Here is a 22,046-nt window from a genome sequence, read left to right on the forward strand (position 1 = left end):
TAAGAGCGGGAGAGTGCTGTTGGTACATCATTTTCAAATAAAGGGGCGTAAAACATACTACTCAACTCCTTTAAGAAAAATAAATAATAAATTTAGCATAACAAATATATTTATATATGCAAGATCAGGTCTTTAATTTTAATGGGAAATGATTGATTTTTAAATTGAGTATTCACTTTATTCAGTTATAGAGGCGCTTCTCTGGATTTCGTCAACAATTTTCGTCCTTTCGTTCATCTTACATGTTTTCACCTCAAATAAAATTATGAACGAATGTTCGCTCGTAGTGTGTATGAGCCGAAGACGAAGGCCATTAAAGCATTATTGAAGTAATACAAAAAGGCCTCTTCACAGAGGGCTCATTTATACATTTTGAATTGTCATATCGCATTTATCTTCCTCTGAAGCATCCATTGCTTTGTATAATACTTCAAAAAAAGTTTTGCCGTCACTTGTTGCAAAGTAATTTGATAAATTGGTTACTTTAGGACTTATATTGTTTCCCCAAGGAGGATTTTTTGATAAGTCTTCAATATCCCATATAACCATTTCAGGTGCGAGTTTAGAAAGCTCTGCTTCAATCTCTTTTAAATTCTCTCGTGCTTCCGGAACATCGCTCCATTTTAGCTTATTATGGTATAAATCATTCATGAGCAAAGGATGTTTTGTTCCCCAACCATCTTTTTCTAAATGATATGAAATAGTCGAAAAAAACGAATGAACAAAGTCGCCATGTCCAGCTTCATAAAAGAAACAGTCCACCTCATTCATGGTGTCATCTCCTTGAGATGATTATATAGGAACGTTTGTTCTTGTTTCAGGATTAGAAACTGAATTGGGCATCAAGTTCATTTAATCCCTCAGAAGTGTTTTTGTCAGGCCAGAAATCCCACTTAACTCTTACAGAATTGATGTCTTCAGGCTTACTTAACTTTTTGATTGGGAAAAGAACAAAGCCGTCTGTTTTCGCTCCAGACATGATATCCCCATCGAAGTTCTCACTATGAACACTGGCTTTAATTTGCTCTCTTGTGTGAACAGCGGTCAGTTGAAATGTCTTTCTTGCTTTTATTATCGATAATGAAATGGACACCTATCATACTTTATCACCTGATTCAAGATCCTGCTTTACGATACTGACTTGATCGATACTAAACTTCACGTTATTCTTATCCACAGACCAACCAACTTTATGGTTTATGGTATCATCTAAATTTTCTTTTTCGTCCCCAATGGCAAAGGGTTTAGGCGATTTTGTCTCGACATTTTAAAAACCAATAATATTATAATTTACAATCGTCTTGACTCCCGGTAAACTACATGAAAAACAGGACAATCAGGAGAGGGAAAAACGAAGAATGAACAGGGCAGCTGCTGATCAATACGCTAGTTTCAAAGAATTGTCACAAAATGAAATCGAAGGAACTGATTACAGGGTTTTTGCACAAGCTGCAGGGAACAGCCTGCTCGTCATGTCTCCTCATGGAGGGGGGATTGAACCTGGAATCAGCGAGATTGTCAAAGCTTTTGCCGGTGGTTATTCCGTTTATTTGCTTGAAGGGATTAAATTGCGCGGGAATCATGTGCTTCATGTGACAAGCGACCATTTTGACGACCCGCGTGCCATAGAGATGGCCGCGGGACATGAATACGTTTTGGCTTTTCACGGCTATTATGAGCTTTCGCATTGTCGAACATTAGTTGGGGGAACAGATCGAAAACGCGCAGAGGTATTCGTCGATTCGCTGAGGAGGCACGGCTTTTCAGCCGAATTATTGGAAAAAAGCGCACGTCTTTCGGGTACATCCCCGAAAAGCATCAACAATCGATGCAGAACAGGACTAAGCGTGCAATTTGAAATCAGCACCGCCCAGCGAAAGGCGATGTTTGACCGTTTCAGCAGAAAGGGGAGGGACGCTTCTAAAAATGAAGTCTTCGATCGATATATAAAAGCAGTCAAAGAAGGAGCGGCTGACGCTTACGGATGAGCGCAGCCGGCTGTTTTCGGCTATTTTTCCAGAAGGTATTCCGCTTGCTTTTCGGCAGCAATCCACTTTTTTGCTTTTTTTGTGAAAGGGTACTGATGTCGGTTTTTTCTTTTAAAGCGCGTGAATTCATCTGCCTTATCAAACTGGTCAATGGTCCGCTCTGCAGAAGGTTCTGCATCCTCAAGAAGGCTTGTCTTCCATGCTTTGTGGAACTGGATTCCGATTTGCCGCTTTTCAAATAGTTCCATTCGTTTGGCGGCAAACTCTTCTGTCACATTGAAAAGATCGGCGATCATTTTGACCGCATGGCAGCGAAGTTCGGGAAAATCCAATTTCAGAAGCATAAAGGTCGGAACGCAGAAATGATACATGAATTGATTGGCTTGAAACTCCTGCAGTTCGCGGAACATCTTATTCATATTTAATTGGTTTCCCGCATGTTTTAATACATGGCACAGTTCATGGGCAAAATCTTCCCACTGCTTTTCTTTGGAAAGCCTGCTGTTGAGAATGATGCTGTACATGCCGTCATGCTTGATCATCATGCTGTTCACATCTTCATAATGCACCCAAATATTAAGGGAAGAGGCGATCCGCTGCATGTCAATTTGATACGGTTCAGTAAAACCAAACTTAAGGTACATATTTTTTACGTATTCTTCTAGGTGAGATAAATAAAATTCCAATACGAAGACACCCCTTCGAACAAATGTTCTATTTTTCTGGGAAAGAAAAGCCCTTAAAGGGCCCTATACACTCACATAGACTATCATCTGTTATGTTGAATAGAAATTCCTTATTTATCCTGTCTATCCCCGGGTTTCCGCTTTTTCTCTTTTTCCTTTAAATATTGAATAAATTCAATCGCCTGCTGCCTGCTTTCAGGCGAAAACTCCTGCATGTCCCGATATGCGATTTGAAGATCGGGATCTTCAAACCTTTCTTCAAGAGAACGGCCATTCTCTGTCCCCGTTAATAAATAGTCTATCGTCACTTTATAGTAATCAGCCAATTTTTTCAATGTTTCATAATCCGGCTCGCTTCTTCCATTTTCATAATGGGAATAGCGCGCCCTTGAAACGCCGATCTGCTTCGCTACCTCTTCCTGCGTCCGTTTTCCTCTAAGATTTTTCAGTCTGCCGCCAAGCATAGAATGACCTCTCTTCCTCAATTCGGCATTATGTTATTTATTATAGATACAAAATGTATCAAAATAAACATTTGATAAAAAAAGTATCAAAAAAATGTTGATGATAAGAATTGTATCGTATATAATCAAAAATAAACGATACGTATTGTATCATGGATGAGGGAGTGAAGCATTTGCGGAAACGTTTAATTGAAGAACGATCCAAGCGGGGACTGACGCAAAGGCAGGTGGCGAAAGGCTGAATATTTCTGAAGTTATGTTCGAAAAATCGAAAGGGGTACACGAAACTTTGGCAGGGAAACGATAATGAAGTTTGAAACGCTATATTTCGTAGCAGACCGCGAGCTGTTTCCTGATCTTTTTTAGGTAGGTTTTGATAAATTTCGTATCGATGTAAAGAAAGTGCTGGACATGAACATTGAACATCCGTTCATTACCCAAATACGGACATACGGCTATCCACGGGAAGCTTTGCAAAGAAAACGCATGAGAAAGGACCTGTTTTCAAGGGGTATGCATGGCAGAAAGAAGGAAATAGGATGAAGACGATCTTGATTCCATACAGCGGGGCTCGGTTCGATCTGGAGGCTCTGTGAAGCCGGTGCCTTTATCGCATTTGCGAAAAATGGAATGCCTGTCTTGCAATTTGAAAACAAAGGACAATATGAGCGGTATGTAAAGCTTCAGCTGGGAGCGGAAAGCCGAGGGCGACCGAGTCGCGGGTTGAGCAAACCTACTCTGTTATTAATTACCGGTACTTGAACCATAAGCCGATCCTGCTTTTAAGCGAACTTGATGTTGAACAAATCGTCGGCATAGATGAAGCGCTTGGTACGAGACTGTTTGAAATGTGTCAGGATTACCTTGTCACATGAAAGGGAACTCTTTTGACATCAATCATAGACTGGAGGGAATGGTCTGATGTGCCGTTTGTGCAAAGGACACAATTCCGTTTATCAGGACATCGGCTGGGGGGCGTTTTTCAGCTCCTGCCCGAAAGCAAAGCGGAGATCTAACGGAGACAATCAAAGCTGTATTAAAAATGAAAACAAGGGTGAAGCAAAGTGCTTAAATGTCTGAAAGCGATCGTTCTCATTATGCTGATTTCGGCAAAAAGAGACGCACAAATCAAAAGGTGGCATGAAGAAGACGGAAAGTGAGGAAGAAATAATGGGGAAAGAAGCTTTGGCGTACAGCCCGTTACCGTGGCGCGTCGTCAAAACGAATACGGATGTATATATTTATTCCGCGTACAGTGATGTCGAGAAAAAACGTTTTCCATATTCAAATGGAAGATTAATAGCAAAGGTCGGCGATTATACAGCTTTTTCACAGGAAAAAAACGCTTATTTAATCGCTGCCGCCCCCGAGCTGCTGATTGCAGCAAAGCTTTCTCTCGCTTATCTAAACGGAAGGGAGCCGATCGACCCGGCTCCGTTGAAAGCAAATTGAAGGGCGTTTTACAAAAGGTGATCACCAAAGCGGAAGCATTTGAACATGAAGAGGAGGAGAGCAATTGAAACAGCCAACACCATTAAAAGCGATTCATGGTACAACTGTCGGGAGCCGGATCAAAGAAGGAAAGGTGACAGTGATCGTGCTTGATGGAGTAAACGGTGCGGCATGGCAGACTGATGCGCCTGAGCACGGAAAAACCGTCATTGAAACAAGAAAGGGAGACCTTGCAAGAGTCGAGTTTGAAATCGGCTATAGGTTTTAGTTTAAAACATCATACGTCCAAGACGGAAAGCCTGCGGACACTGATCAGAATGCACAGCATGTGCAGCTGATTGGTGTCCTTTTTTATGTTGAAAAACGGAGGATCACAAAAATGGAAGATTTACTTTTTGAATACAAAAGGACATTAAAAGCGACAAGAACATTATATCGGCCTCTTCAGGATGAAGAGTGGCTGACGCCGGAGCAGCTCAAAGATAAAAAACTGATCAGAAGCATGATCGCCGATTTGGAATATGTCGTCGATTGGCTTGAACACGGGAGAGAACCGGGAATCAGGCGGGCTATAGACAGACGGGATTCCTATAAACGGATGCTGATCAAAGATCCGCGAATCATGGACACGTTTTCTGAGGGAATCCGCTTTGAGCCGGCGCATGAGGTATCGGCGGCTGACAAAGCGCGGATCGAAGCGGCCCTATCCGTCCTGACGGCCCGGGAAAAAGAAATATTCATTTTGCACAAGGTTGAGCGTTTTTCCTACGAACGGATTGCCGCGATGCTCGGCATCAAAAAATCGACTGTACAGACAAATGTGAAGCGTGCGCAAGCGAAAATGGCAAAGCAAATAGAAAAACCCGCCAATCGCCTGGCATAAAAATGATCATTCTTTTGTCATACGTTTGCCACCTATAAGTGAAGAGAGAAAACCGCGTCATCAGCTTCGATGAAAACAGATGTTGACTGTAAAGATACGAATTGAAAAGAGGAGGGGACGACGTACGATGCCAAGAACGAGGGCCATGCAAAGAGATGAGGCATTCCGGCTCTATCGACAATACGAAGGAAATATTACAAATCGTTTCACCAGATGAGCTCGGCGTTTCCAACAAAAAGATCAGCGCCTGGAAAACTCTCGACCGCCGAAGGACGCATTAGAAAATGACAGAGAACAGCGCGAAAGAGATGGCGGCTGGACAAGCTCCATTCTTAACGAAGAGTTGAATGAGCGCCCTACGCTGTTTTGTAAAAGTTTCAATGCCGATCCCCACTGCGAGTTTCTTGAAAAGTCAAAAATGGCAAAAGCAATATACGTATTGAAACTGTTTGCAGAGGCGGTTGTTCCTTATGTGTATGTCAAAATTGCAGGTCTTTCCGACGCTCTTGAAGAAACGAGCAATTTGCATTTGGTGCTTTTGCAGTTTCGGAGAAGCTGAAAAATACGTTTTATTAGAGGCGGTTTTCTTACTTTAGATCAGCTATTGCAGGTTTCATTAGAATGCACAAAAACCAAAAAAGGAGAAATGTTTTATGCCTTGTTCAGATTACTATGATACTTATGTTTTAAAGATTTGTACCGATGCTGATTCCTATTCACCGAAAGCAACTTCTATAGACGTTGTTGCAAAATATGGAGGCGGCAGTATTGCGAATTTTAAATATACGCTTTCGGCTGAAGTTTGGAATAAAGATTATTGGGAATCTCGTAAGTTGCTAACAGGAACTTTTAAATTACAGACACCGACAAAAGTGTTTAAAATTTCACAGCTTAAATTGAAGAAAGGAAAAAATAGTGTTCGTATTAAAGGGTATTTTCACGATACCGTTAATGGAGGGAATTTCCAAGTGAAAACACCTGCTTTTATTGTTAAACGATAAGTTTAAATGCCCAGCACCCTCGGCTTAAGCTGAGGGTGTTGTTTTATTGGAATCTAATTAATAAGCGAAAAAAAAAGGAGAAAAAGTATCCCGGTTATTTTTTGCCCTGTGACAAACCGTTGGTACTGAAGAAATCAAAAGATCGGCGCTCATTCTATAAAACTGGTGCTTTAAGGATTTATTTAAGAATATTTTCAAAGAGGAAATTTTTGATATTGATAGTAAAGTATGATATTTTTGATCTTATGAAAAACTTTATTTACCTACTCATTATCGCTCTATTCATTTTAATAAGCGGCTGCTCGGCGGCTGAGAATTCTACAAAATCAGCCCCCGAGGACAGGTACCATCCTTTAATGATTGCCCACAGGGGAGCTTCTTCGTTAGAACCGGAGCATACGCTATTATCCTATCAACGTGCAGTCAAAGATAAAGCGGATGACATCGAGATCGATCTGCGGCAAACGAAAGACGGAAAACTCGTTGCAATACATGATAAGGATGTCGCCAGAACGACAAACGGAAAGGGGAAAGTTCACGATTTAAAGTTATCAGAGCTTAAAAAGCTTGATGCCGGCAAGGGGCAGAAAATATTGACCATCGAAGAGATCATCAAAACATTCGGGAAGTCAACAAACTATTACATTGAAACGAGAGAAGACGAAAACGGGCAATTGGTCATGGAAAAACAGCTGGCTGATATTCTTGAAAAGAATGATTTAATTGCGGAAAACAAAGTCGTTGTAGAATCGTTCAGCGAAAAAAGCTTGCGGAAAATACGTTCAATCAACAAAGACATTCCGTTGACCCGTCTCCTGCGCGATGACGAAGTCAGCCGTTTAACACCTGATTCGTTAAGAAAAATGAAAACGTACGCCTCCGCAGTCGGACCGAATGCCAAATTGGTCAATGAAGCCATTGTCAAAATGATTCATAAGGAAAACATGCAGATTCATGTGTTTTTTGATGCGGAGAGTGAGAATGGCTTAACAAAGAAAATGCTTCACTTAAAAGTTGATGGATTGTTTACCAATCATCCAGCTTACACTAGGAAACAATTAGACTCGTCTATGTAGACGGGTCTTTATTTTGCCCTCGTTCCTGAGGAGGTGGACAGGAGGAATGCAATATGCCGCAAACGCCGGAATTAGACGTGTTTCAAAAAAGGATCACAGAGCTGAAAGCTGATCAAAAAACGCTCGAGCAGCGCGTCAGTACACTGGAGAGGTCATCTGACCGACACGATCAGCAGATTATGTCGATTAATGAAAAGCTCAACAAAATTGAAGAAAATACAACATGGATTAAGCGCAGCATTACGGGCGCGATCGTCACGGCGGTCAGCACCGGCATCATCAGCGGGGCCATCGCCGTTTTTTATAACCTTTTGCAGAAATAAGGAGGAAAACGCGTATGAAAAGCTTTGACAAAGGCACAGTGGTTCGCACGGCGCTTCTTTTTATTGCATTGGTAAACCAGACGTTGATCATGTTCGGTAAAACAGCCTTGCCGATCAGCGAGGATCAGGTCAACACATTGGCAGATGCCTTATATGTAGCTGGTTCCACGGTGTTTACAATCGTTACGTCTCTTGTCGCCTGGTATAAAAACAATTATGTCACTGACAAAGGAAAGCTGCAAAAAGAGATTTTGCAACAAAAAGGACTGACGAAATGAGGCTGCCGGCAGGGCAGCCTTTTTCAGGAGTGGTTCAATTGGTTAAGGTTGTGAAAAACTTTGTGAAAGTCAATCAGTACACCCGGCCCGGACTGAAATTGTCGGGAGTGAAAGGCATCGTCATGCACTGGACGGCAACACCCGGGGCGTCCGCATTAAATGAAAGGAATTACTTCAACAGTACTTGCATTGCCGATGAACGCCACGCTTCGGCTCATTATTTTGTCGATCGGAGCGAAGTGCAGCAGATCATTCCGGAGGATGAAGTCGCCTGCCATGCGCATGACGGGAACCGCTGCTATGTAAGCTTCCTAAAGCCGAATGCCAACACGGCGGCAATCGGCGTCGAAATGTGCGTCGAAAAAGACGGTAAAATTCACAGCGAAACCGTTCAGAACACTGCCGAACTAGTCGCGGATTTGTGCAAGCGCTACGGGCTTTTGACTGACAACATCGTCCGCCACTATGATGTGACGAACAAAAACTGTCCGGCGCCATGGGTAAGCGATTCAAGCCAGCTTGCGGCATTCAGAAAAAAAGTCGGCACCCTCCTGGGGAACCAAACGGCAGCGAACACAACGGCGGCAACGAGTCAATCGTGCAAATCGACAGGGACGATTCTGAAAAAAGGCTCGTCAGGCTCAAGCGTAAAGGCTCTGCAAAAACGGCTGATTGCCGCAGGCTTCCCTTTGCCGAAGTCCGGTGCCGACGGCTCTTTCGGAAATGAAACCGCACAGGCGGTGATGTCTCTTCAAAAACAAGCCGGGATCACGGCCGACGGCATTTACGGCCCCGCCACCGAAAAAGCGCTGGCTGCCGTCGCCTCAAAGAAAAAGTCATCTTCAACCAGCAAGACATCTTATACACTGCCCTCCGGCATCTATAAAGTCAAAAGCCCGCTGATGAAAGGGACGGCCGTCCGGGAAATTCAAGAGGCGCTCGCGGCTCTTTATTTTTACCCGGATAAGGGAGCAAAAAACAACGGCATTGACGGATATTACGGACCGAAAACGGCGGATGCGGTGAAACGGTTTCAGATGATGAACGGATTGGCTGCCGACGGTATTTATGGACCGAGGACAAAGGCGAAAATTGAATTGTTATTAAAATAAACAGGCTCTCTGTCATGAGAGCCTGCGGGTATCTTTCATAAATAAATCGCAAATAAACCTGCCAAAACAGCCGTCATAAAGTAATCGTCCCCATCCATTTTCGTACCGTTTTTAACGAGAACATTCATTGCCCAATTCATTTTTGTGCCTTCAGCTGTCTTTTTAACAAGATTTTTTCCAATGTTATAATACATAACCTTAAATATAGAAAATCCAACTGAACAGAAAAAATAGAGTAAGACAAACTTACCGAAAAAAATAAGCATTGTGTGCTGGTCACTCCCACAACAATAGTTTGCCAACATCAAAATTTTAACATATGAAGTTCGCCTTTTTATTTTTGAACTTTCAAAAAACAGCTACCGTACTACCATACAAGTATGGTAGTATAAGAAAGAAGGGAGGTGGGATCATGAACATCACTCACTCAAGCGTACGGTCTACAAGGGATCAGGTTTATTATTTGCTTAAGGAAGAGATTATGAAATTTCGGCTCATACCGGGAAGCCACATTTCTGAAAAAGAAATTTCCGAAAAATATGAGGTGAGCAGAACGCCGGTCAGGGAAGCTTTTCTTCAGCTGTCAAAAGAAGGGCTGCTTGAAATTTATCCTCAAAAAGGAACGCGGGTATCGCTGATCGACCTTGATTTGGTGGAGGAAGCGAGATTTATGAGGGAAAACCTTGAAAAGGCGGTTGCCGAATTAGCGTGCCGAGATTTCCCGGGGCAAACGATGATCGAGCTTGAGCACAATGTGAAGATGCAGGAGATGTCGATCGATCAGAAAAATTATGAGAGTCTGTTTGATTTGGATGAAGCGTTTCACAAAATGATTTTTGAAGGATGCCGCAAAGCGAATATTTGGTCAGCGATCGAGCAAATGAACGTACCGTTTCGGAGAATCCGCTTTTTAAGACTTGCTGCAGATTTTAACTGGGACACGATTTATGAGCAGCACGCGGCCCTCATCAAAGCGATCAAAGCACAACAGCCGTCAGAAGCCCGCCGGATTGCTGAAGAGCATTTAAAGCTGGTCATTGTGGATAAGGAGATGCTGATCGAAGAATTTCCCGGTTATTTTAAAAAGAAAGCGCTTTAAAAGGAGGGGTTGCATGAAAGCAGCGGTAATGACAAAGCCCTTTTCGATTGTTTTTCAAGACCTGCCCCGTCCCGAGCCCGGCGGCCATGAAGTTCTTGTGAAAGTCAAGGCCGCCGGTATTTGCGGAAGCGATGTGCATTTTTACGACGGCTCAAACCCTTATGCACAATATCCGCAAATCTTTGGACATGAGCTGTCCGGCATCATTGAAAAAACCGGGGCTCAGGTGAAGGGCAGATCGCCTGGGGAACGGGTCGTGATTGAACCTGCCATTCCGTGCGGAAGCTGCTATCCCTGCCGAAAAGGGAGAATGAATGCCTGTGTGAACATTGATATGATCGGGTCAGTGCGCAGAGGGGGATTTGCGGATTATATCACCGTCCCGGAAACGCATGTTCATCCCATTCCGGAACAGATGGATTTTGCGACGGGCGCTTTATGCGAGCCGTTTGCGATTGGTGCCCAAGCGATCACGCGCGCAAACATTCAAAGCGGTGAAACGGTTGTCATATTGGGAATGGGTCCGATAGGATTAACGATTTTGGCACAGATTAAAAAACGGTTTCAAGCGGTTGTGATCGCCGTTGATCCAGTACGCGAACGTCTGGAGCTGGCGAAATCATTCGGCGCTGATACGGTTATTCATCCACATGAAGAAAATGCGGAACACACTGTTTCCAAGCTGACGAATGGGGAAGGCGCCGGCATTGTCATCGAAGCGGCAGGAATTCCCGCGACCATCGAACAATCCATATATTTAGCTGCTGCGGGCGGGAGAATTGTCATTGTCGGCTTAACAGGAGAACATGTGACGGTCCCTGGCCTCCTTCTGACAAAGAAAGATATTGAAATACACGGAACAAAGCACAGCGTCAATCAATTTCCGGATGTCATTCGATTTTTGCATAGGAATCCGCAGCTGGCCGAATCTTTCATCACTGAAATCATGCCGTTTACGAAAATCGAAGAGGCGCTGAAAAAAGCGAAGAACCATCCCGATCAGGTGACAAAAATCATATTATCTTATTGAACTGGAGGGGCAAGCGATGAAAATGGTGTTCAGATGGTATGGAAAAGGAAATGATACCGTCACCCTTGAGCAAATCAGGCAAATACCAGGTGTTGAAGGGATCGTTTGGGCGCTTCATCATCTCCCCGCAGGTGAGGAATGGCCGCTGGAAGATATCATGGAGATCAAGCGGGTTTGCGGAGAGCACGGCTTTCACACCGATGTTGTTGAAAGCGTTAACATTCATGAGGATATTAAGCTTGGACTGCCGACGAGGGATCGTTATATCGAAAGGTACAAACGAACAATCGAAAACCTGGCCAAGGCGGGCGTGAAAGTGATCTGCTACAATTTTATGCCGGTATTTGACTGGCTCCGTACCGATTTGTACAGAAAAGCGGAAGACGGTTCGACCGCCTTGTTTTATGAACACGCAAAAGTCGACCAAATCGATCCTTTTGAACTTGTTGATAAAATCGCAAACAACGTGGAATTTACGATGCCGGGCTGGGAGCCTGAGCGGCTGGAACATTTGACAAAGCTTTTTGAAGCGTATCAACACGTGACAGAAGAGGATTTGTGGAACCATCTTCAATACTTTTTGGAGCAGATCATTCCAACCGCTGCGCGCTGCGGGATCAAAATGGCGATTCATCCGGATGATCCGCCATGGCCGGTTTTCGGGCTTCCACGCATTATCACCTCCGGGGAAAGCATCGGGCGTCTGCTTCGGCTTGTTGACGATCCTTCCAACGGCGTCACCCTTTGCAGCGGCTCCTTAGGCGCCAATCTGGAAAACGATATTATCCGGATTATCAAAACGTATCCTGATCGGATTCCGTTCGCACATATCCGCAATGTGAAAGTTTATGACAATCAAGATTTTATCGAAACGTCCCATAGGACGACGGATGGTTCTGTTGATATTTGCGGGATTGTCAAAGCCTATCATGACATAGGCTTTTCAGGCTATGTGCGTCCGGACCACGGGCGCCACATTTGGAATGAAAATTGCAGGCCGGGATACGGGCTGTATGACAGGGCGCTAGGAATCATGTATTTATGGGGCATTTGGGATTCTCTGGAAAGAGAAAAACGGGGGGCTTCACAATGCTTGAAATCCATCAATATTTAAAGGGAAAAACGGCTGTCATCACCGGCGGCAGCGGCGTGCTTTGCGGCGAAATGGCGCGGGAACTCGGGCGCCAAGGCATGAAGGTTGCGATCCTGAACCGGAATGTTGAAAACGGGGAGCTTGTAGCCGGCGAAATACAGAATGCCGGCGGCGAGGCGATCGCAGTCGAGTGTGACGTGCTAAATGAAAAAAGCGTTGAACGGGCGGAGCATCTCGTAACACAACGTTTCGGCGGCTGCGATCTGCTGATCAACGGAGCCGGCGGCAACCAGCCAAATGCAACGACATCGAATGAAACCCTGCATCCGGATCACCTCTTACACGAACATGTCACCACGTTTTTTGATTTGCAAGTCGAAGATTTTCAATTTGTTTTCAATTTAAATTTTCTCGGTTCCTTTATTCCAACGCAACGATTTACGAAAACGATGTTGAACAGAAAGGGGGCTTCAGTCATCAATATCTCCTCGATGAGCGCCCAGGTCCCGATGACGAAAGTACCCGCATACAGCGCCGCAAAGGCCGGCATTGAAAATTTTACAAAGTGGCTTGCCGTCTATTTGGCTGAAACGGGAATCCGCGTCAATGCCATTGCTCCGGGCTTTTTCCTGACCAAACAAAACGAGCGGCTTCTACTTGACGATAACGGCGGATTGACGCAGAGAGCGGAAAAGATTATCTCACGCACTCCAATGAAACGGTTTGGACAGCCTGAAGATTTATTGGGAACTTTGCTATGGCTGGCGGATGAAGGGATGTCAGGCTTTGTCACGGGCATTACAGTACCGGTTGATGGAGGGTTTATGGCTTATACGGGAGTCTAGTGATAGGAGGGCGAACCGGATGAAACAAATCGTGTGTGAAAAACCTTATCATTTCAGCATGATCGAAGTGAAAGAGCCTGAACCGACTGATGGTGAAGCACTGGTCAAAATCAAACGCATAGGCATCTGCGGGACTGATTTTCACGCCTATTGCGGCAGACAGCCGTATTTTTCATATCCAAGGGTGCTTGGTCATGAGCTGGCAGGCGAAATTGCCGACATTCACGGATCCAAGAATCTGAAGCCGGGCGACCCGGTCACAGTCATTCCTTATTTGGAATGCGGGAGCTGTGCCGCCTGCCGAAGCGGCAGGCCCAATTGCTGCATGAATCTTAAAGTGCTCGGGGTTCATATTGACGGAGGGATGCAGGAGTATGTGAAGATTCCTGCGGACTGCTTGATCAAAACGGAGAATCTGACATACAGCGAAGCGGCGGTCGTCGAGTGTTTAAGTATTGGTGCCCATGCCGTCAGAAGGGCGGATGTCCAAAAAGGAGAAACTGTGCTTGTCATTGGAGCGGGGCCCATCGGGCTCAGCGTGATGAAATTTTCCAAATTGAAAGGGGCAAAAGTGATCGCGATGGATATCCGCCAAGAACGTCTGGCATTCAGCCGGATGTGGGCGGAGGCTGATGAAGCCGTCATTGCGGGGGACCGTGCATGGGCTGAGATCAAGCGGATCACAGGCGGCGATTTTCCTCAAGCGGTTTTCGATGCGACAGGCCATTCCGCTTCCATGAACGAGGCTTACAAGTACACCGCGCACGGGGGACGTCTTGTATTTGCCGGGCTTGTCAAGGATCACCTTTCGTTTCCGGACCCCGAGTTTCACAAGAGAGAGCTGACCATATTGTCGAGCCGAAATGCTTTGCGGAGCGATTTTGAAATGGTGATTCAAACCATTGCGGACGGCTTGGCCGACGCGGAGCGTTTTATTACCGGATACCTTCCGTTCAGCAGGGTTGCTTCCGGCTTTGAATCAGCGCTTGCTCGAGAAGGAAATCCGGTGAAGGTTGTAATCGGTTTGTCGGAATGAGCAAAAATGCAGAAAGAGGGGTTGCCCATGTTTTCAAACGGCCGTGGCTTTGTGCTTGTGATGCTTTTTTTGGCAGGGGTGATTAATTACTTGGATCGTTCGGCGCTGTCTGTCGCCGCCCCGTTTATTCAGGAAGACCTGCACATCAGCCCCGCGCAAATGGGGATGCTGTTCAGCAGCTTTTTCATCGGATATGCGGTGTTTAATTTCATTGGCGGCTGGGCTTCTGACAAATATGGAGCAAAACATACGTTATCGGCGGCAATGGTTGTATGGTCGGTATTCAGCGGAGCCATTGCGCTAACATACAACTTTGCTTCATTGTTTATCATCCGCGTCATCTTTGGAATGGGAGAAGGTCCTCTTTCAGCAGCCACAAGCAAGGCGGTCAACAATTGGTTTCCGAAAAAGGAAAGGGCGAGGGCGCTCGGAATGGCCATGTGCGGAACTCCGCTCGGAGGGGCTGTGTCGGGGCCGATCGTCGGGCTGATTGCGATCCATTGGGGCTGGAAAGCTTCCTTTGTTCTCATTATGCTGATTGGACTGATTTGGACCTGGTTTTGGATGACGCTTATAAAAGACAGGCCGACAGGGGTTCAAAGCGCTGTCGAGGGGAAAGAAGAGCCTCGGGAAAAAGGGGCCGGCATTCCGTTGTCCTTTTATTTAAAACAGCCGACGATCCTTTTTACCGCATTTGCTTTTTTCTCATATAATTACATTCTGTTCTTCTTCTTAACATGGTTTCCGAGCTATTTAACGACCGCCCGCGGGCTGAGCATCCACGATATGAGCATAGCGACGATCATTCCTTGGGTTGTCGGGTTTATCGGTCTTGCATTAGGCGGATTTATTTCAGATTATATCTTCAAGGTGACGGGGAAGCAGATGTTTTCGAGAAAAGCTGTTCTTGTCGTTTGTCTTTTGGCGGCGGCGGTATGCATCGGGGTGGCCGGAGTGGTGACGACGGCATACGGAGCGGTCGCATTAGTGGCATTGTCCGTTTTCTTTTTATATTTGACAGGCATCACGTATTGGGCGATTATTCAGGATATCGTCCATCCTGACCGTGTCGGGGGTGTGGGCGGGTTCATGCATTTTCTCGCAAATACGTCAGGGATTATCGGACCGACTGTCACGGGATTCATTGTAGAGTACAGCGGCGCCTTTACGAGCGCGTTTTTGCTTGCCGGGGGGCTTGCGGTGGCAGGTTCGCTTTGCGTCGCATTCTTTGTAAAACCTATTAAGGCTGATCGGTTGCCGCAATCGCTCTCATCAGAAGAACATTTTTTATCATAGCAAATCATTTTGAAAGCGCTGACATCAAAAGGGAATTCCCAGCTTGGATTGCCGTCATGCCAAGCTGGGGTTTTTTGCGGGTCAGCTCTTCTTTTTTCGTCTGTTTAACGCCTTTATCACCTTCTCGCTTCTTTTCCTGAGGAGAGTCGTATAGTCTGAGAGGCCAAATTTTGCAAAATCGACGTGTTTCACATGCTTCTTCATTTTTTTCACAGCATCACCTGATTGGATTCATTTGGTTTATTGTATGTATGAACGGGGAAAACGGAATAAGGACGGGAGCAATTTCCCGTCCTGAGTCAGGCATTTTTTCGTTTATACTCATCAATCAGCCGTGCATTTTGTCTGAAAATCCGTTCGGTATGAGGGCTGAGTTCATATTTGGCGATATTTGTTCTCGATTGTTTTTTAAATACTTTCCACGCGCCGCGCTTGATTGAACGGTCTTCGTCGTGCTGAAAAACCGGCTCCATCATTCGTCACCTTCCTCTTCGTATGGTAGCAGGAGATCATAGATGCTCGTTAAAGAAGTAAACAGAAGATAATCAAATTCAGTGACAAGGTCCTCGGAAGTCAGTTTCATGACATAGTCGTATTCATGGATAGAAAATGGAATCAGGACCATTTTTCCGTTTTCTTCGTAATATACATCTTTTCGCTCCAGCTTTTCCTGAACAGCGAAACGGTTTTCCATGTGTTCAAGCAAATGATCTTTGCTCTGCTCTGAATTATATTCACAGAGTGAGGCAGATATATTCATTTTTTCGGCAAACCGTTTAATGAGTTTTTCAATGCCTTCTGCATAAGCTTCTATATCTCCATAATAGATGTGAATCGGTTCGTTTTTCAATAGGTATTGGAACGTTTTCAGCCTGTTTTGATAGGTGTGAAGCAGGTCGTTGTTTTCTTCGAGCAGCTCTCTTGTGTCTGTCGCCAGTTCATTGCTGCCCAGTTTTTTAAAGTAGGCGTTTAAGAAAATAAATGCATCGGTCAGCGTGAAAAAAACGGCGACGATCAGATAATGAAGCGGGTCTGTAAAAAGGGACTGCGGATTGTACGTCCAGTAAATCACGGCGCCGATTACATAAAGGAGATACCAGGTTTTCCGGATGGCAATCGTTTTTTCTTTCATCTTTTTTTCAAAGCGCCACACGGCAAAAACGTACAGAGCCAAAGCCAGAACGATAACCCAAACTGAGAATTGATAAAAAAGCAGCATGACTTGTTCCCTCTTCCCGAGAAATGAGTGCAGTACTGCTTCTATAGATATGCCGAAAATCTCTTAAACATGAAAACTCCCGCCCAGATGTTTTTGGACGGGAGCTGATGTATTAAAAGAACAAATCCAGAATAAAGTAGGCAAATGCGCCGAGAGTTCCTGCAATCGGAAGGGTAATCACCCATGTGATGACCATTCGCTTGGCCGTACCCCAGTTGACGCCTTTCACCCTGTGGGCGGAGCCGACTCCGAGAATCGATGAAGAAATAACATGAGTCGTGCTGACAGGCAAGTGAATGATTGTGGCCCCAAAGATGATCGCAGCGCCCGTTAAGTCGGCGGAAACACCGTTGACAGGGCGGAGCTTCATGATTTTGCCGCCGACGGTTTTAATGATTTTCCAGCCGCCGACAGATGTTCCAAGACCCATGGCCAAGGCGCATGCGAATTGTACCCAAAAAGGGACATCGTGCGTGTTGTGCATGCCGCCGGCAATCAATGCCATCGTAATGATCCCCATCGATTTTTGGGCGTCGTTCGTTCCGTGTGTGTAGGATTGCAGCGCCGCTGTCGCGATTTGCACCCGGCGGAACTGCTTGTTTGTTTTGGCAAGGTTGCTGTTTTTAAAAATAAGTTTGACGATGGTGTAGACGATATATCCTACAACAAAGGCGAGAATCGGTGATAAAATAAGTGCTTCGATAATTTTAATAAATCCGCTGTATTTAATCGCGCCGAATCCGTCTGATGCGATAACAGCTCCGGCAATCGCCCCAATAATCGCGTGGGAAGAGCTGCTTGGAATGCCGAAGTACCATGTGACGAGATTCCACGTGATTCCGGCGATCAGAGCAGCCAGAATGACCACTGATCCGTTCTGCAGTTTAAAAGGATCGGCGATATCGCTCGTGATCGTTTTCGCCACCCCCGTGAACGTCATGGCGCCGACAAAGTTCATTAGGGCAGCCATGATAATGGCGTGCCTAGGTTTTAAAGCTTTTGTCGATACCGAGGTGGCGATCGCATTTGCAGTATCATGGAACCCGTTGATAAAGTCAAATGCCAAAGCAAAGATGACAATCAGTATGGTTAACACAAATAAAAGATCCATTATAATCCCTCGTTACGCATTTTTCATTATGATGGTTTCTAAATTGTTTGCTACACTTTGGCATGAGTCCGCGATTTCTTCAAGCGTTTCATAAATTTCCCGGTATTGAATGACTTTAATTGGATCTGTTTCCGTACCAAATAGGTTTTTTAATGATTTGCGGTGAAGATTGTCGCAGTTATGTTCGTATTCTTTAATTTTGATGGCATGAGGCTGAATTTCCTTCAGGCGGTTGTCAGCCATCAATTCGATTGTAATCAAAATTTCTTTCGCACATTCTCTGATATAGCCGCTGAATTTGTCAATGTGTTCGTCTGATGACGTAATCGAGAAAATTTCCATCATGGCTGAAAAGTGTTCGATTCCGTCGAGCACATCGTCAAGGCTGTTTGTCAGCTGAAGGATGTCTTCGCGCTCAATCGGTGTGATAAAAGCCTTGTTCAGTTCCTTAATCATCGTATGTACATAGTTATCTCCTTTTGTCTCATACTCTTTTAAGGTATCTGCAAATTCTTTAAGGGTCGTTTGATTCGTCACTTTATAGTTAACAAAATACTCGGCTGTTTCGTCTAAATTCTTTGCAATTTCCGTCAAAAGTACAGAAAACTTGTCTTTTTTTCTTTTCAACATTTGTAACCCTCCATTGTTTAAATGAGACAATGCACACATCAAAATATTATATTACTTTTTGTCGAAAAAAAACAGGTACAGTCGAAAAAAACAATTAATTTTCAGACGTTGTGATGTTTTTGTAAACAGTATGGCCGAAAAGAAAAACGAAATTTCCTTATGAATAGTCTGTTTTTCCTTCCTTCAATTATGCCTGAAGGATCATTGCCGGTTTGTTTTTTAAAAAAACGGGAGTTTTGGTTTAAAATTATCGAATATTGGGATTTTTCTTTATCTTCTGTCCATTTTCTTGTTATAGTAGTAATAAACTGGAAAGGGAGTGAGCAGATGAGACGTTTTGCTATCATGGTTTTTGTTGTTTGTTTAGCGGTTGGTTGCTTTTTCAGTCCAGTTTCGAAAGCAGAGGGCCCGGCTGACAATGGGGATAAGGTTGCCGTCGGAAAAGACGGAATGGTGGCTACAGCCCATCCGTTGGCATCTGAAATTGGTGCGGAAGTGTTGAGAAAAGGCGGAAATGCGATTGATGCGTCGATTGCGATTCAATTTGCCCTGAATGTCACAGAGCCGATGATGTCGGGACTTGGGGGCGGCGGATTTATGATGGTCTACGACGGAAAAACGAAGGAGACTTCGATCATCAACAGCCGTGAGCGTGCACCTCAAGGCGCAACTCCGGATATGTTTTTAGATGAGGACGGCAAAGCGATTCCTTTTTCAAAGCGATCAACACACGGAAATGCAGTCGGTGTCCCGGGGACGCTGAAGGGACTTGAAGCGGCGCATGAAAAATGGGGCACAAAAAAAATGAAGGACCTGATTACTCCTTCGATCAAGCTTGCCGAGGAAGGGTTTCCAATCGATTCGGTGCTGGCTGATGCGATTGAGGAACATCAGGACAAGCTGAGCAAAACGGCTGCGAAAGATATTTTTGTTCCGGACGGAAAACCGCTGAAAGAGGGGGATATTCTCGTTCAAAAAGATTTGGCGAAAACGTTTAAATTGATTAGAGAAGAAGGGTCAAAGGCTTTTTATAAAGGAAAGATCGGCAAGGCGGTCGCGGATGTCGTGCAGGATTTCGGAGGGTCCATGACAGCGGACGATCTGGCCCGCTATGAGGTGACAACCGATAAGCCGATCTGGGGAGAATATCATGGCTATGATATTGCGAGCATGCCTCCTCCGAGTTCAGGCGGGGTTTTCATGCTGCAACTGCTGAAGCTGATCGATGATTTTCACGTTTCCCAGTATGATCCGAAGTCATTTGAGAAATATCATCTCTTGGCGGAAACGATGCACCTGGCCTATGCGGATAGAGCGGCATATGCCGGAGATCCCGAGTTTGTCAATGTTCCGCTGCAGGGTCTGCTGGATGACGATTATATTAAGGAGCGGCAAAAGCTGATCAGCCTCGATTCGGTAAACCGCGACGTGAAAGAGGGCGATCCGTGGAAATATGAAACAGGCGAGCAGAACTATAAAATCGTGCAGCAGCCTGATGATAAAAAGATCGGAGAAACGACGCACTTTACTGTCACAGATCAATGGGGCAATGTCGTTTCATATACGACCACGATTGAACAGCTTTTCGGAACCGGAATTATGGTTCCTGAATACGGATTGTTTTTAAACAATGAACTGACCGATTTTGATGCGGTGCCGGGCGGAGCCAATGAAGTGCAGCCGAATAAAAGGCCGCTGTCCAGCATGACGCCGACCATTGTCTTTAAAGATGACAAACCTGTGCTGACAGTCGGCTCGCCTGGAGGAACGACGATCATCGCGTCCGTTTTCCAGACGATCCTCAATTATTTTGAATACGGCATGAGCCTTCAGGACGCGATTGAGGAGCCCAGGATCTACACGAACAGCATTTCTTCCTACCGTTATGAATCCGGAATGCCTGAAGATGTGAGACTGAGGCTCAATGAATTTGGCCATAAGTTTGGAACGAGTCCGGTCGATATCGGCAATGTGCAGAGCATTTTCATTGACCGGGAAAACAAATCATTTATGGGTGTCGCCGATTCCAGCAGAAACGGGACGGCGGTCGGCGTAAATATTAAAAAATCGGCAAAAGCAAAAAAATAGAAGGCTGAGAAGGCTTGATTGGGCGAAACCCCAGTCAAGCCTTTTGCATGCGGAAAAATATATTTTAAAACATAGTTGACTTGTAGGAATACTTTGAATATTATTGAGATAAATTTGAGCTGAAAAAAGCCTGCTGATCGGAAAACCGAAGGCCCTTGACATGTCTACCACACATATGTCAAGGGTTTTTTTGTACCGATTAAGGGCTTGCCGGGCGCGTTTTTCGCCATTTTAGAGAAAAGAAGAGTAGCGAAACCGCCTATATCAACATATAAAAATAACATTTAAAGGAGGGCTATTTGATGAAATGGTTCAGAAATATTTCGATGCTATTACTCGTTTTTACACTGGTTGGAGCGGGCTGCTCAAGCGGAAACACCCAGTCTTCCGATTCAGATTCCATCGAGCTTTTGAATGTTTCCTATGATCCGACAAGGGAGCTTTATCAGGAATATAATCAGGCCTTTCAAACGTATTGGAAACAAAAGAGCGGCCAAAACGTGACGATTAAGCAGTCACATGGAGGATCGGGCAAACAGGGGAGATCCATCATCGACGGACTTGAAGCGGACGTGGCGACTCTGGCGCTGGCTTATGATATCGACAGCATCGCAGCGCAAGGCCTTTTGTCTAAAAATTGGCAAGAAGAGCTGCCTGACAACTCAACCCCTTATACATCAACGATTGTTTTTCTTGTGAAAAAAGGCAATCCCAAACAGATTAAGGACTGGGACGATTTGGTCAAGGATGGTGTGTCAGTCATCACTCCGAATCCAAAAACATCGGGGGGCGCAAGGTGGAACTACCTGGCTGCCTGGGCATATGCTGATAAGGCCTATAAAGGAAACCAGAAACAAATAGAGTCCTATATGAAAGATTTATACGGCCATGTGGAAGTGCTGGATTCCGGGGCCCGCGGAGCGACGACGACATTTGTCGAACGAGGGCTGGGCGATGTGCTGATTGCCTGGGAGAATGAAGCATATCTCACGTTGAATGAGCTTGGGAAAGATAAATTTGAGATCGTCTACCCATCGATCAGCATTTTGGCTGAACCGCCTGTCGCGGTTGTTGATAAAGTCGCCGAGCGGAAAGGGACGGAAAAGGCTGCAAAAGCATACCTCGAATATTTATATTCCGAAAAAGGCCAAGAGATTGCCGCCAAGCATTACTACCGGCCGAGGGATCAAAAAGTGCTTCAAAAATTTCAAAAACAGTTTCCGCGCGTTGAGATGGCCAATGTAAATGATGCCTTCGGCGGCTGGAAAAAGGCTCAAGAAAAGCATTTCAACGACGGCGGAATATTTGATCAATTGTACAGAAAATAAAAAGAGCT

At 45.0% G+C, this 22,046-nt stretch carries 26 protein-coding genes and 1 pseudogene; 19 read left to right on the top strand and 8 right to left on the bottom strand.

Annotated elements, in window-relative coordinates; translation table 11 throughout:
* Positions 1 to 363: 363 nt before the first annotated feature.
* Both R5H20_RS07225 and R5H20_RS07230 read right to left on the bottom strand, forming a co-directional pair.
* On the bottom strand, positions 364 to 771 hold the full coding sequence (locus tag R5H20_RS07225; protein WP_006638568.1) for an immunity 70 family protein: 408 nt from the start codon (positions 769 to 771) through the stop codon (positions 364 to 366).
* 52 nt (positions 772 to 823) lie between these two features.
* Positions 824 to 1,093, bottom strand: a complete 270-nt coding sequence (locus tag R5H20_RS07230) for a hypothetical protein (RefSeq protein WP_006638567.1) — start codon at positions 1,091 to 1,093, stop codon at positions 824 to 826.
* Between the two features lie 265 nt (positions 1,094 to 1,358).
* On the opposite strand from R5H20_RS07230, the gene R5H20_RS07235 reads away from it, so the two are divergent.
* Positions 1,359 to 1,988 (top strand): poly-gamma-glutamate hydrolase family protein, encoded by a 630-nt coding sequence (locus R5H20_RS07235; protein ID WP_006638566.1) that lies wholly within the window; start codon positions 1,359 to 1,361, stop codon positions 1,986 to 1,988.
* Between the two features lie 20 nt (positions 1,989 to 2,008).
* On the opposite strand, the gene R5H20_RS07240 is transcribed toward R5H20_RS07235, so the two are convergent.
* On the bottom strand, positions 2,009 to 2,632 hold the full coding sequence (locus R5H20_RS07240; protein ID WP_081605389.1) for an ImmA/IrrE family metallo-endopeptidase: 624 nt from the start codon (positions 2,630 to 2,632) through the stop codon (positions 2,009 to 2,011).
* A gap of 152 nt (positions 2,633 to 2,784) precedes the next feature.
* Positions 2,785 to 3,138 carry an HTH-type transcriptional regulator Xre gene (gene xre, locus R5H20_RS07245; protein ID WP_006638564.1) on the bottom strand — a complete coding sequence of 118 codons (354 nt, stop codon included), beginning with the start codon at positions 3,136 to 3,138 and terminating at the stop codon, positions 2,785 to 2,787.
* Positions 3,139 to 3,830: 692 nt separating this feature from the next.
* On the opposite strand from xre, the pseudogene R5H20_RS07250 reads away from it, so the two are divergent.
* The 16 genes and pseudogenes from R5H20_RS07250 to R5H20_RS07330 all read left to right on the top strand — a co-directional run.
* Positions 3,831 to 4,060 (top strand): annotated as a pseudogene (locus R5H20_RS07250) (ATP-binding protein); the annotation flags it as partial.
* Between the two features lie 218 nt (positions 4,061 to 4,278).
* The gene (locus tag R5H20_RS07255) at positions 4,279 to 4,590 is read left to right on the top strand and encodes a hypothetical protein (RefSeq protein WP_276514987.1); all 312 of its coding nucleotides are present in this window, start codon (positions 4,279 to 4,281) and stop codon (positions 4,588 to 4,590) included.
* Positions 4,591 to 4,654: 64 nt separating this feature from the next.
* Entirely contained in the window at positions 4,655 to 4,858 is a 204-nt protein-coding gene (locus R5H20_RS07260) for an XtrA/YqaO family protein (RefSeq protein WP_006638562.1), read from the top strand.
* A gap of 111 nt (positions 4,859 to 4,969) precedes the next feature.
* Positions 4,970 to 5,473, top strand: coding sequence for a sigma-70 family RNA polymerase sigma factor (locus tag R5H20_RS07265; protein WP_040348389.1), 504 nt, complete (start codon positions 4,970 to 4,972; stop codon positions 5,471 to 5,473).
* Between the two features lie 418 nt (positions 5,474 to 5,891).
* A complete protein-coding gene (locus tag R5H20_RS07270) occupies positions 5,892 to 6,032 on the top strand; it encodes a hypothetical protein (protein ID WP_155910100.1) in 141 nt (46 codons plus the stop codon).
* A 94-nt stretch (positions 6,033 to 6,126) separates the two neighbouring features.
* Positions 6,127 to 6,474 carry a hypothetical protein gene (locus tag R5H20_RS07275; RefSeq protein WP_006638559.1) on the top strand — a complete coding sequence of 116 codons (348 nt, stop codon included), beginning with the start codon at positions 6,127 to 6,129 and terminating at the stop codon, positions 6,472 to 6,474.
* A 245-nt stretch (positions 6,475 to 6,719) separates the two neighbouring features.
* A complete protein-coding gene (locus R5H20_RS07280; RefSeq protein ID WP_040348387.1) occupies positions 6,720 to 7,550 on the top strand; it encodes a glycerophosphodiester phosphodiesterase family protein in 831 nt (276 codons plus the stop codon).
* A 53-nt stretch (positions 7,551 to 7,603) separates the two neighbouring features.
* Positions 7,604 to 7,873: a hemolysin XhlA family protein gene (locus R5H20_RS07285; RefSeq protein ID WP_006638557.1), complete on the top strand. Its 270-nt coding sequence runs from the start codon at positions 7,604 to 7,606 to the stop codon at positions 7,871 to 7,873.
* A gap of 14 nt (positions 7,874 to 7,887) precedes the next feature.
* A complete protein-coding gene (locus R5H20_RS07290; protein WP_006638556.1) occupies positions 7,888 to 8,151 on the top strand; it encodes a phage holin in 264 nt (87 codons plus the stop codon).
* A gap of 38 nt (positions 8,152 to 8,189) precedes the next feature.
* On the top strand, positions 8,190 to 9,263 hold the full coding sequence (locus tag R5H20_RS07295; RefSeq protein WP_029418626.1) for a peptidoglycan recognition protein family protein: 1,074 nt from the start codon (positions 8,190 to 8,192) through the stop codon (positions 9,261 to 9,263).
* Between the two features lie 412 nt (positions 9,264 to 9,675).
* Complete coding sequence (locus tag R5H20_RS07305) at positions 9,676 to 10,362, top strand: GntR family transcriptional regulator (protein ID WP_006638553.1); 687 nt, start codon at positions 9,676 to 9,678, stop codon at positions 10,360 to 10,362.
* A 13-nt stretch (positions 10,363 to 10,375) separates the two neighbouring features.
* Positions 10,376 to 11,392 (top strand): zinc-binding alcohol dehydrogenase family protein, encoded by a 1,017-nt coding sequence (locus tag R5H20_RS07310; RefSeq protein ID WP_006638552.1) that lies wholly within the window; start codon positions 10,376 to 10,378, stop codon positions 11,390 to 11,392.
* 16 nt (positions 11,393 to 11,408) lie between these two features.
* Entirely contained in the window at positions 11,409 to 12,506 is a 1,098-nt protein-coding gene (uxuA, locus tag R5H20_RS07315) for a mannonate dehydratase (RefSeq protein WP_006638551.1), read from the top strand.
* Complete coding sequence (locus R5H20_RS07320) at positions 12,482 to 13,330, top strand: SDR family oxidoreductase (protein ID WP_006638550.1); 849 nt, start codon at positions 12,482 to 12,484, stop codon at positions 13,328 to 13,330. The genes uxuA and R5H20_RS07320 overlap by 25 nt, the downstream gene beginning before the upstream one ends.
* Positions 13,331 to 13,349: 19 nt before the next feature.
* The gene (locus R5H20_RS07325) at positions 13,350 to 14,366 is read left to right on the top strand and encodes a zinc-binding alcohol dehydrogenase family protein (RefSeq protein WP_006638549.1); all 1,017 of its coding nucleotides are present in this window, start codon (positions 13,350 to 13,352) and stop codon (positions 14,364 to 14,366) included.
* 27 nt (positions 14,367 to 14,393) lie between these two features.
* A complete protein-coding gene (locus tag R5H20_RS07330; protein ID WP_006638548.1) occupies positions 14,394 to 15,662 on the top strand; it encodes an MFS transporter in 1,269 nt (422 codons plus the stop codon).
* A 299-nt stretch (positions 15,663 to 15,961) separates the two neighbouring features.
* Here the strand turns inward: R5H20_RS07330 and R5H20_RS07335 are convergent, their stop codons facing one another.
* The 4 genes from R5H20_RS07335 to R5H20_RS07350 form a co-directional block, all read right to left on the bottom strand.
* Positions 15,962 to 16,135, bottom strand: coding sequence for a type II toxin-antitoxin system SpoIISB family antitoxin (locus R5H20_RS07335; RefSeq protein ID WP_029418621.1), 174 nt, complete (start codon positions 16,133 to 16,135; stop codon positions 15,962 to 15,964).
* Positions 16,135 to 16,881 carry a type II toxin-antitoxin system SpoIISA family toxin gene (locus tag R5H20_RS07340; RefSeq protein ID WP_006638546.1) on the bottom strand — a complete coding sequence of 249 codons (747 nt, stop codon included), beginning with the start codon at positions 16,879 to 16,881 and terminating at the stop codon, positions 16,135 to 16,137. The genes R5H20_RS07335 and R5H20_RS07340 overlap by 1 nt, the downstream gene beginning before the upstream one ends.
* Positions 16,882 to 16,993: 112 nt before the next feature.
* Positions 16,994 to 17,992 carry an inorganic phosphate transporter gene (locus R5H20_RS07345; protein WP_006638545.1) on the bottom strand — a complete coding sequence of 333 codons (999 nt, stop codon included), beginning with the start codon at positions 17,990 to 17,992 and terminating at the stop codon, positions 16,994 to 16,996.
* Between the two features lie 12 nt (positions 17,993 to 18,004).
* Entirely contained in the window at positions 18,005 to 18,622 is a 618-nt protein-coding gene (locus R5H20_RS07350) for a DUF47 domain-containing protein (protein WP_006638544.1), read from the bottom strand.
* Between the two features lie 327 nt (positions 18,623 to 18,949).
* On the opposite strand from R5H20_RS07350, the gene ggt reads away from it, so the two are divergent.
* On the top strand, positions 18,950 to 20,710 hold the full coding sequence (ggt, locus tag R5H20_RS07355; protein ID WP_006638543.1) for a gamma-glutamyltransferase: 1,761 nt from the start codon (positions 18,950 to 18,952) through the stop codon (positions 20,708 to 20,710).
* Between the two features lie 302 nt (positions 20,711 to 21,012).
* On the top strand, positions 21,013 to 22,038 hold the full coding sequence (locus R5H20_RS07360) for a sulfate ABC transporter substrate-binding protein (RefSeq protein ID WP_029418620.1): 1,026 nt from the start codon (positions 21,013 to 21,015) through the stop codon (positions 22,036 to 22,038).
* The last annotated feature ends 8 nt before the right edge of the window (positions 22,039 to 22,046 follow it).

This window comes from Bacillus sp. KICET-3 (genome assembly GCF_033261025.1).
Classification (GTDB): domain Bacteria; phylum Bacillota; class Bacilli; order Bacillales; family Bacillaceae; genus Bacillus; species Bacillus sonorensis.

Coding starts and splice junctions, on each gene's coding strand:
- R5H20_RS07225 (WP_006638568.1), bottom strand. CDS start 771: ATGAATGAGGTGGACTGTTTCTTTTATGAAGCTGGACATGGCGACTTT.
- R5H20_RS07235 (WP_006638566.1), top strand. CDS start 1,359: ATGAACAGGGCAGCTGCTGATCAATACGCTAGTTTCAAAGAATTGTCA.
- R5H20_RS07240 (WP_081605389.1), bottom strand. CDS start 2,632: ATGTACCTTAAGTTTGGTTTTACTGAACCGTATCAAATTGACATGCAG.
- xre (WP_006638564.1), bottom strand. CDS start 3,138: ATGCTTGGCGGCAGACTGAAAAATCTTAGAGGAAAACGGACGCAGGAA.
- R5H20_RS07255 (WP_276514987.1), top strand. CDS start 4,279: ATGAAGAAGACGGAAAGTGAGGAAGAAATAATGGGGAAAGAAGCTTTG.
- R5H20_RS07265 (WP_040348389.1), top strand. CDS start 4,970: ATGGAAGATTTACTTTTTGAATACAAAAGGACATTAAAAGCGACAAGA.
- R5H20_RS07270 (WP_155910100.1), top strand. CDS start 5,892: ATGGCAAAAGCAATATACGTATTGAAACTGTTTGCAGAGGCGGTTGTT.
- R5H20_RS07275 (WP_006638559.1), top strand. CDS start 6,127: ATGCCTTGTTCAGATTACTATGATACTTATGTTTTAAAGATTTGTACC.
- R5H20_RS07280 (WP_040348387.1), top strand. CDS start 6,720: ATGAAAAACTTTATTTACCTACTCATTATCGCTCTATTCATTTTAATA.
- R5H20_RS07285 (WP_006638557.1), top strand. CDS start 7,604: ATGCCGCAAACGCCGGAATTAGACGTGTTTCAAAAAAGGATCACAGAG.
- R5H20_RS07290 (WP_006638556.1), top strand. CDS start 7,888: ATGAAAAGCTTTGACAAAGGCACAGTGGTTCGCACGGCGCTTCTTTTT.
- R5H20_RS07305 (WP_006638553.1), top strand. CDS start 9,676: ATGAACATCACTCACTCAAGCGTACGGTCTACAAGGGATCAGGTTTAT.
- R5H20_RS07310 (WP_006638552.1), top strand. CDS start 10,376: ATGAAAGCAGCGGTAATGACAAAGCCCTTTTCGATTGTTTTTCAAGAC.
- uxuA (WP_006638551.1), top strand. CDS start 11,409: ATGAAAATGGTGTTCAGATGGTATGGAAAAGGAAATGATACCGTCACC.
- R5H20_RS07320 (WP_006638550.1), top strand. CDS start 12,482: ATGCTTGAAATCCATCAATATTTAAAGGGAAAAACGGCTGTCATCACC.
- R5H20_RS07325 (WP_006638549.1), top strand. CDS start 13,350: ATGAAACAAATCGTGTGTGAAAAACCTTATCATTTCAGCATGATCGAA.
- R5H20_RS07330 (WP_006638548.1), top strand. CDS start 14,394: ATGTTTTCAAACGGCCGTGGCTTTGTGCTTGTGATGCTTTTTTTGGCA.
- R5H20_RS07335 (WP_029418621.1), bottom strand. CDS start 16,135: ATGGAGCCGGTTTTTCAGCACGACGAAGACCGTTCAATCAAGCGCGGC.
- R5H20_RS07340 (WP_006638546.1), bottom strand. CDS start 16,881: ATGCTGCTTTTTTATCAATTCTCAGTTTGGGTTATCGTTCTGGCTTTG.
- R5H20_RS07345 (WP_006638545.1), bottom strand. CDS start 17,992: ATGGATCTTTTATTTGTGTTAACCATACTGATTGTCATCTTTGCTTTG.
- R5H20_RS07350 (WP_006638544.1), bottom strand. CDS start 18,622: ATGTTGAAAAGAAAAAAAGACAAGTTTTCTGTACTTTTGACGGAAATT.
- ggt (WP_006638543.1), top strand. CDS start 18,950: ATGAGACGTTTTGCTATCATGGTTTTTGTTGTTTGTTTAGCGGTTGGT.
- R5H20_RS07360 (WP_029418620.1), top strand. CDS start 21,013: ATGAAATGGTTCAGAAATATTTCGATGCTATTACTCGTTTTTACACTG.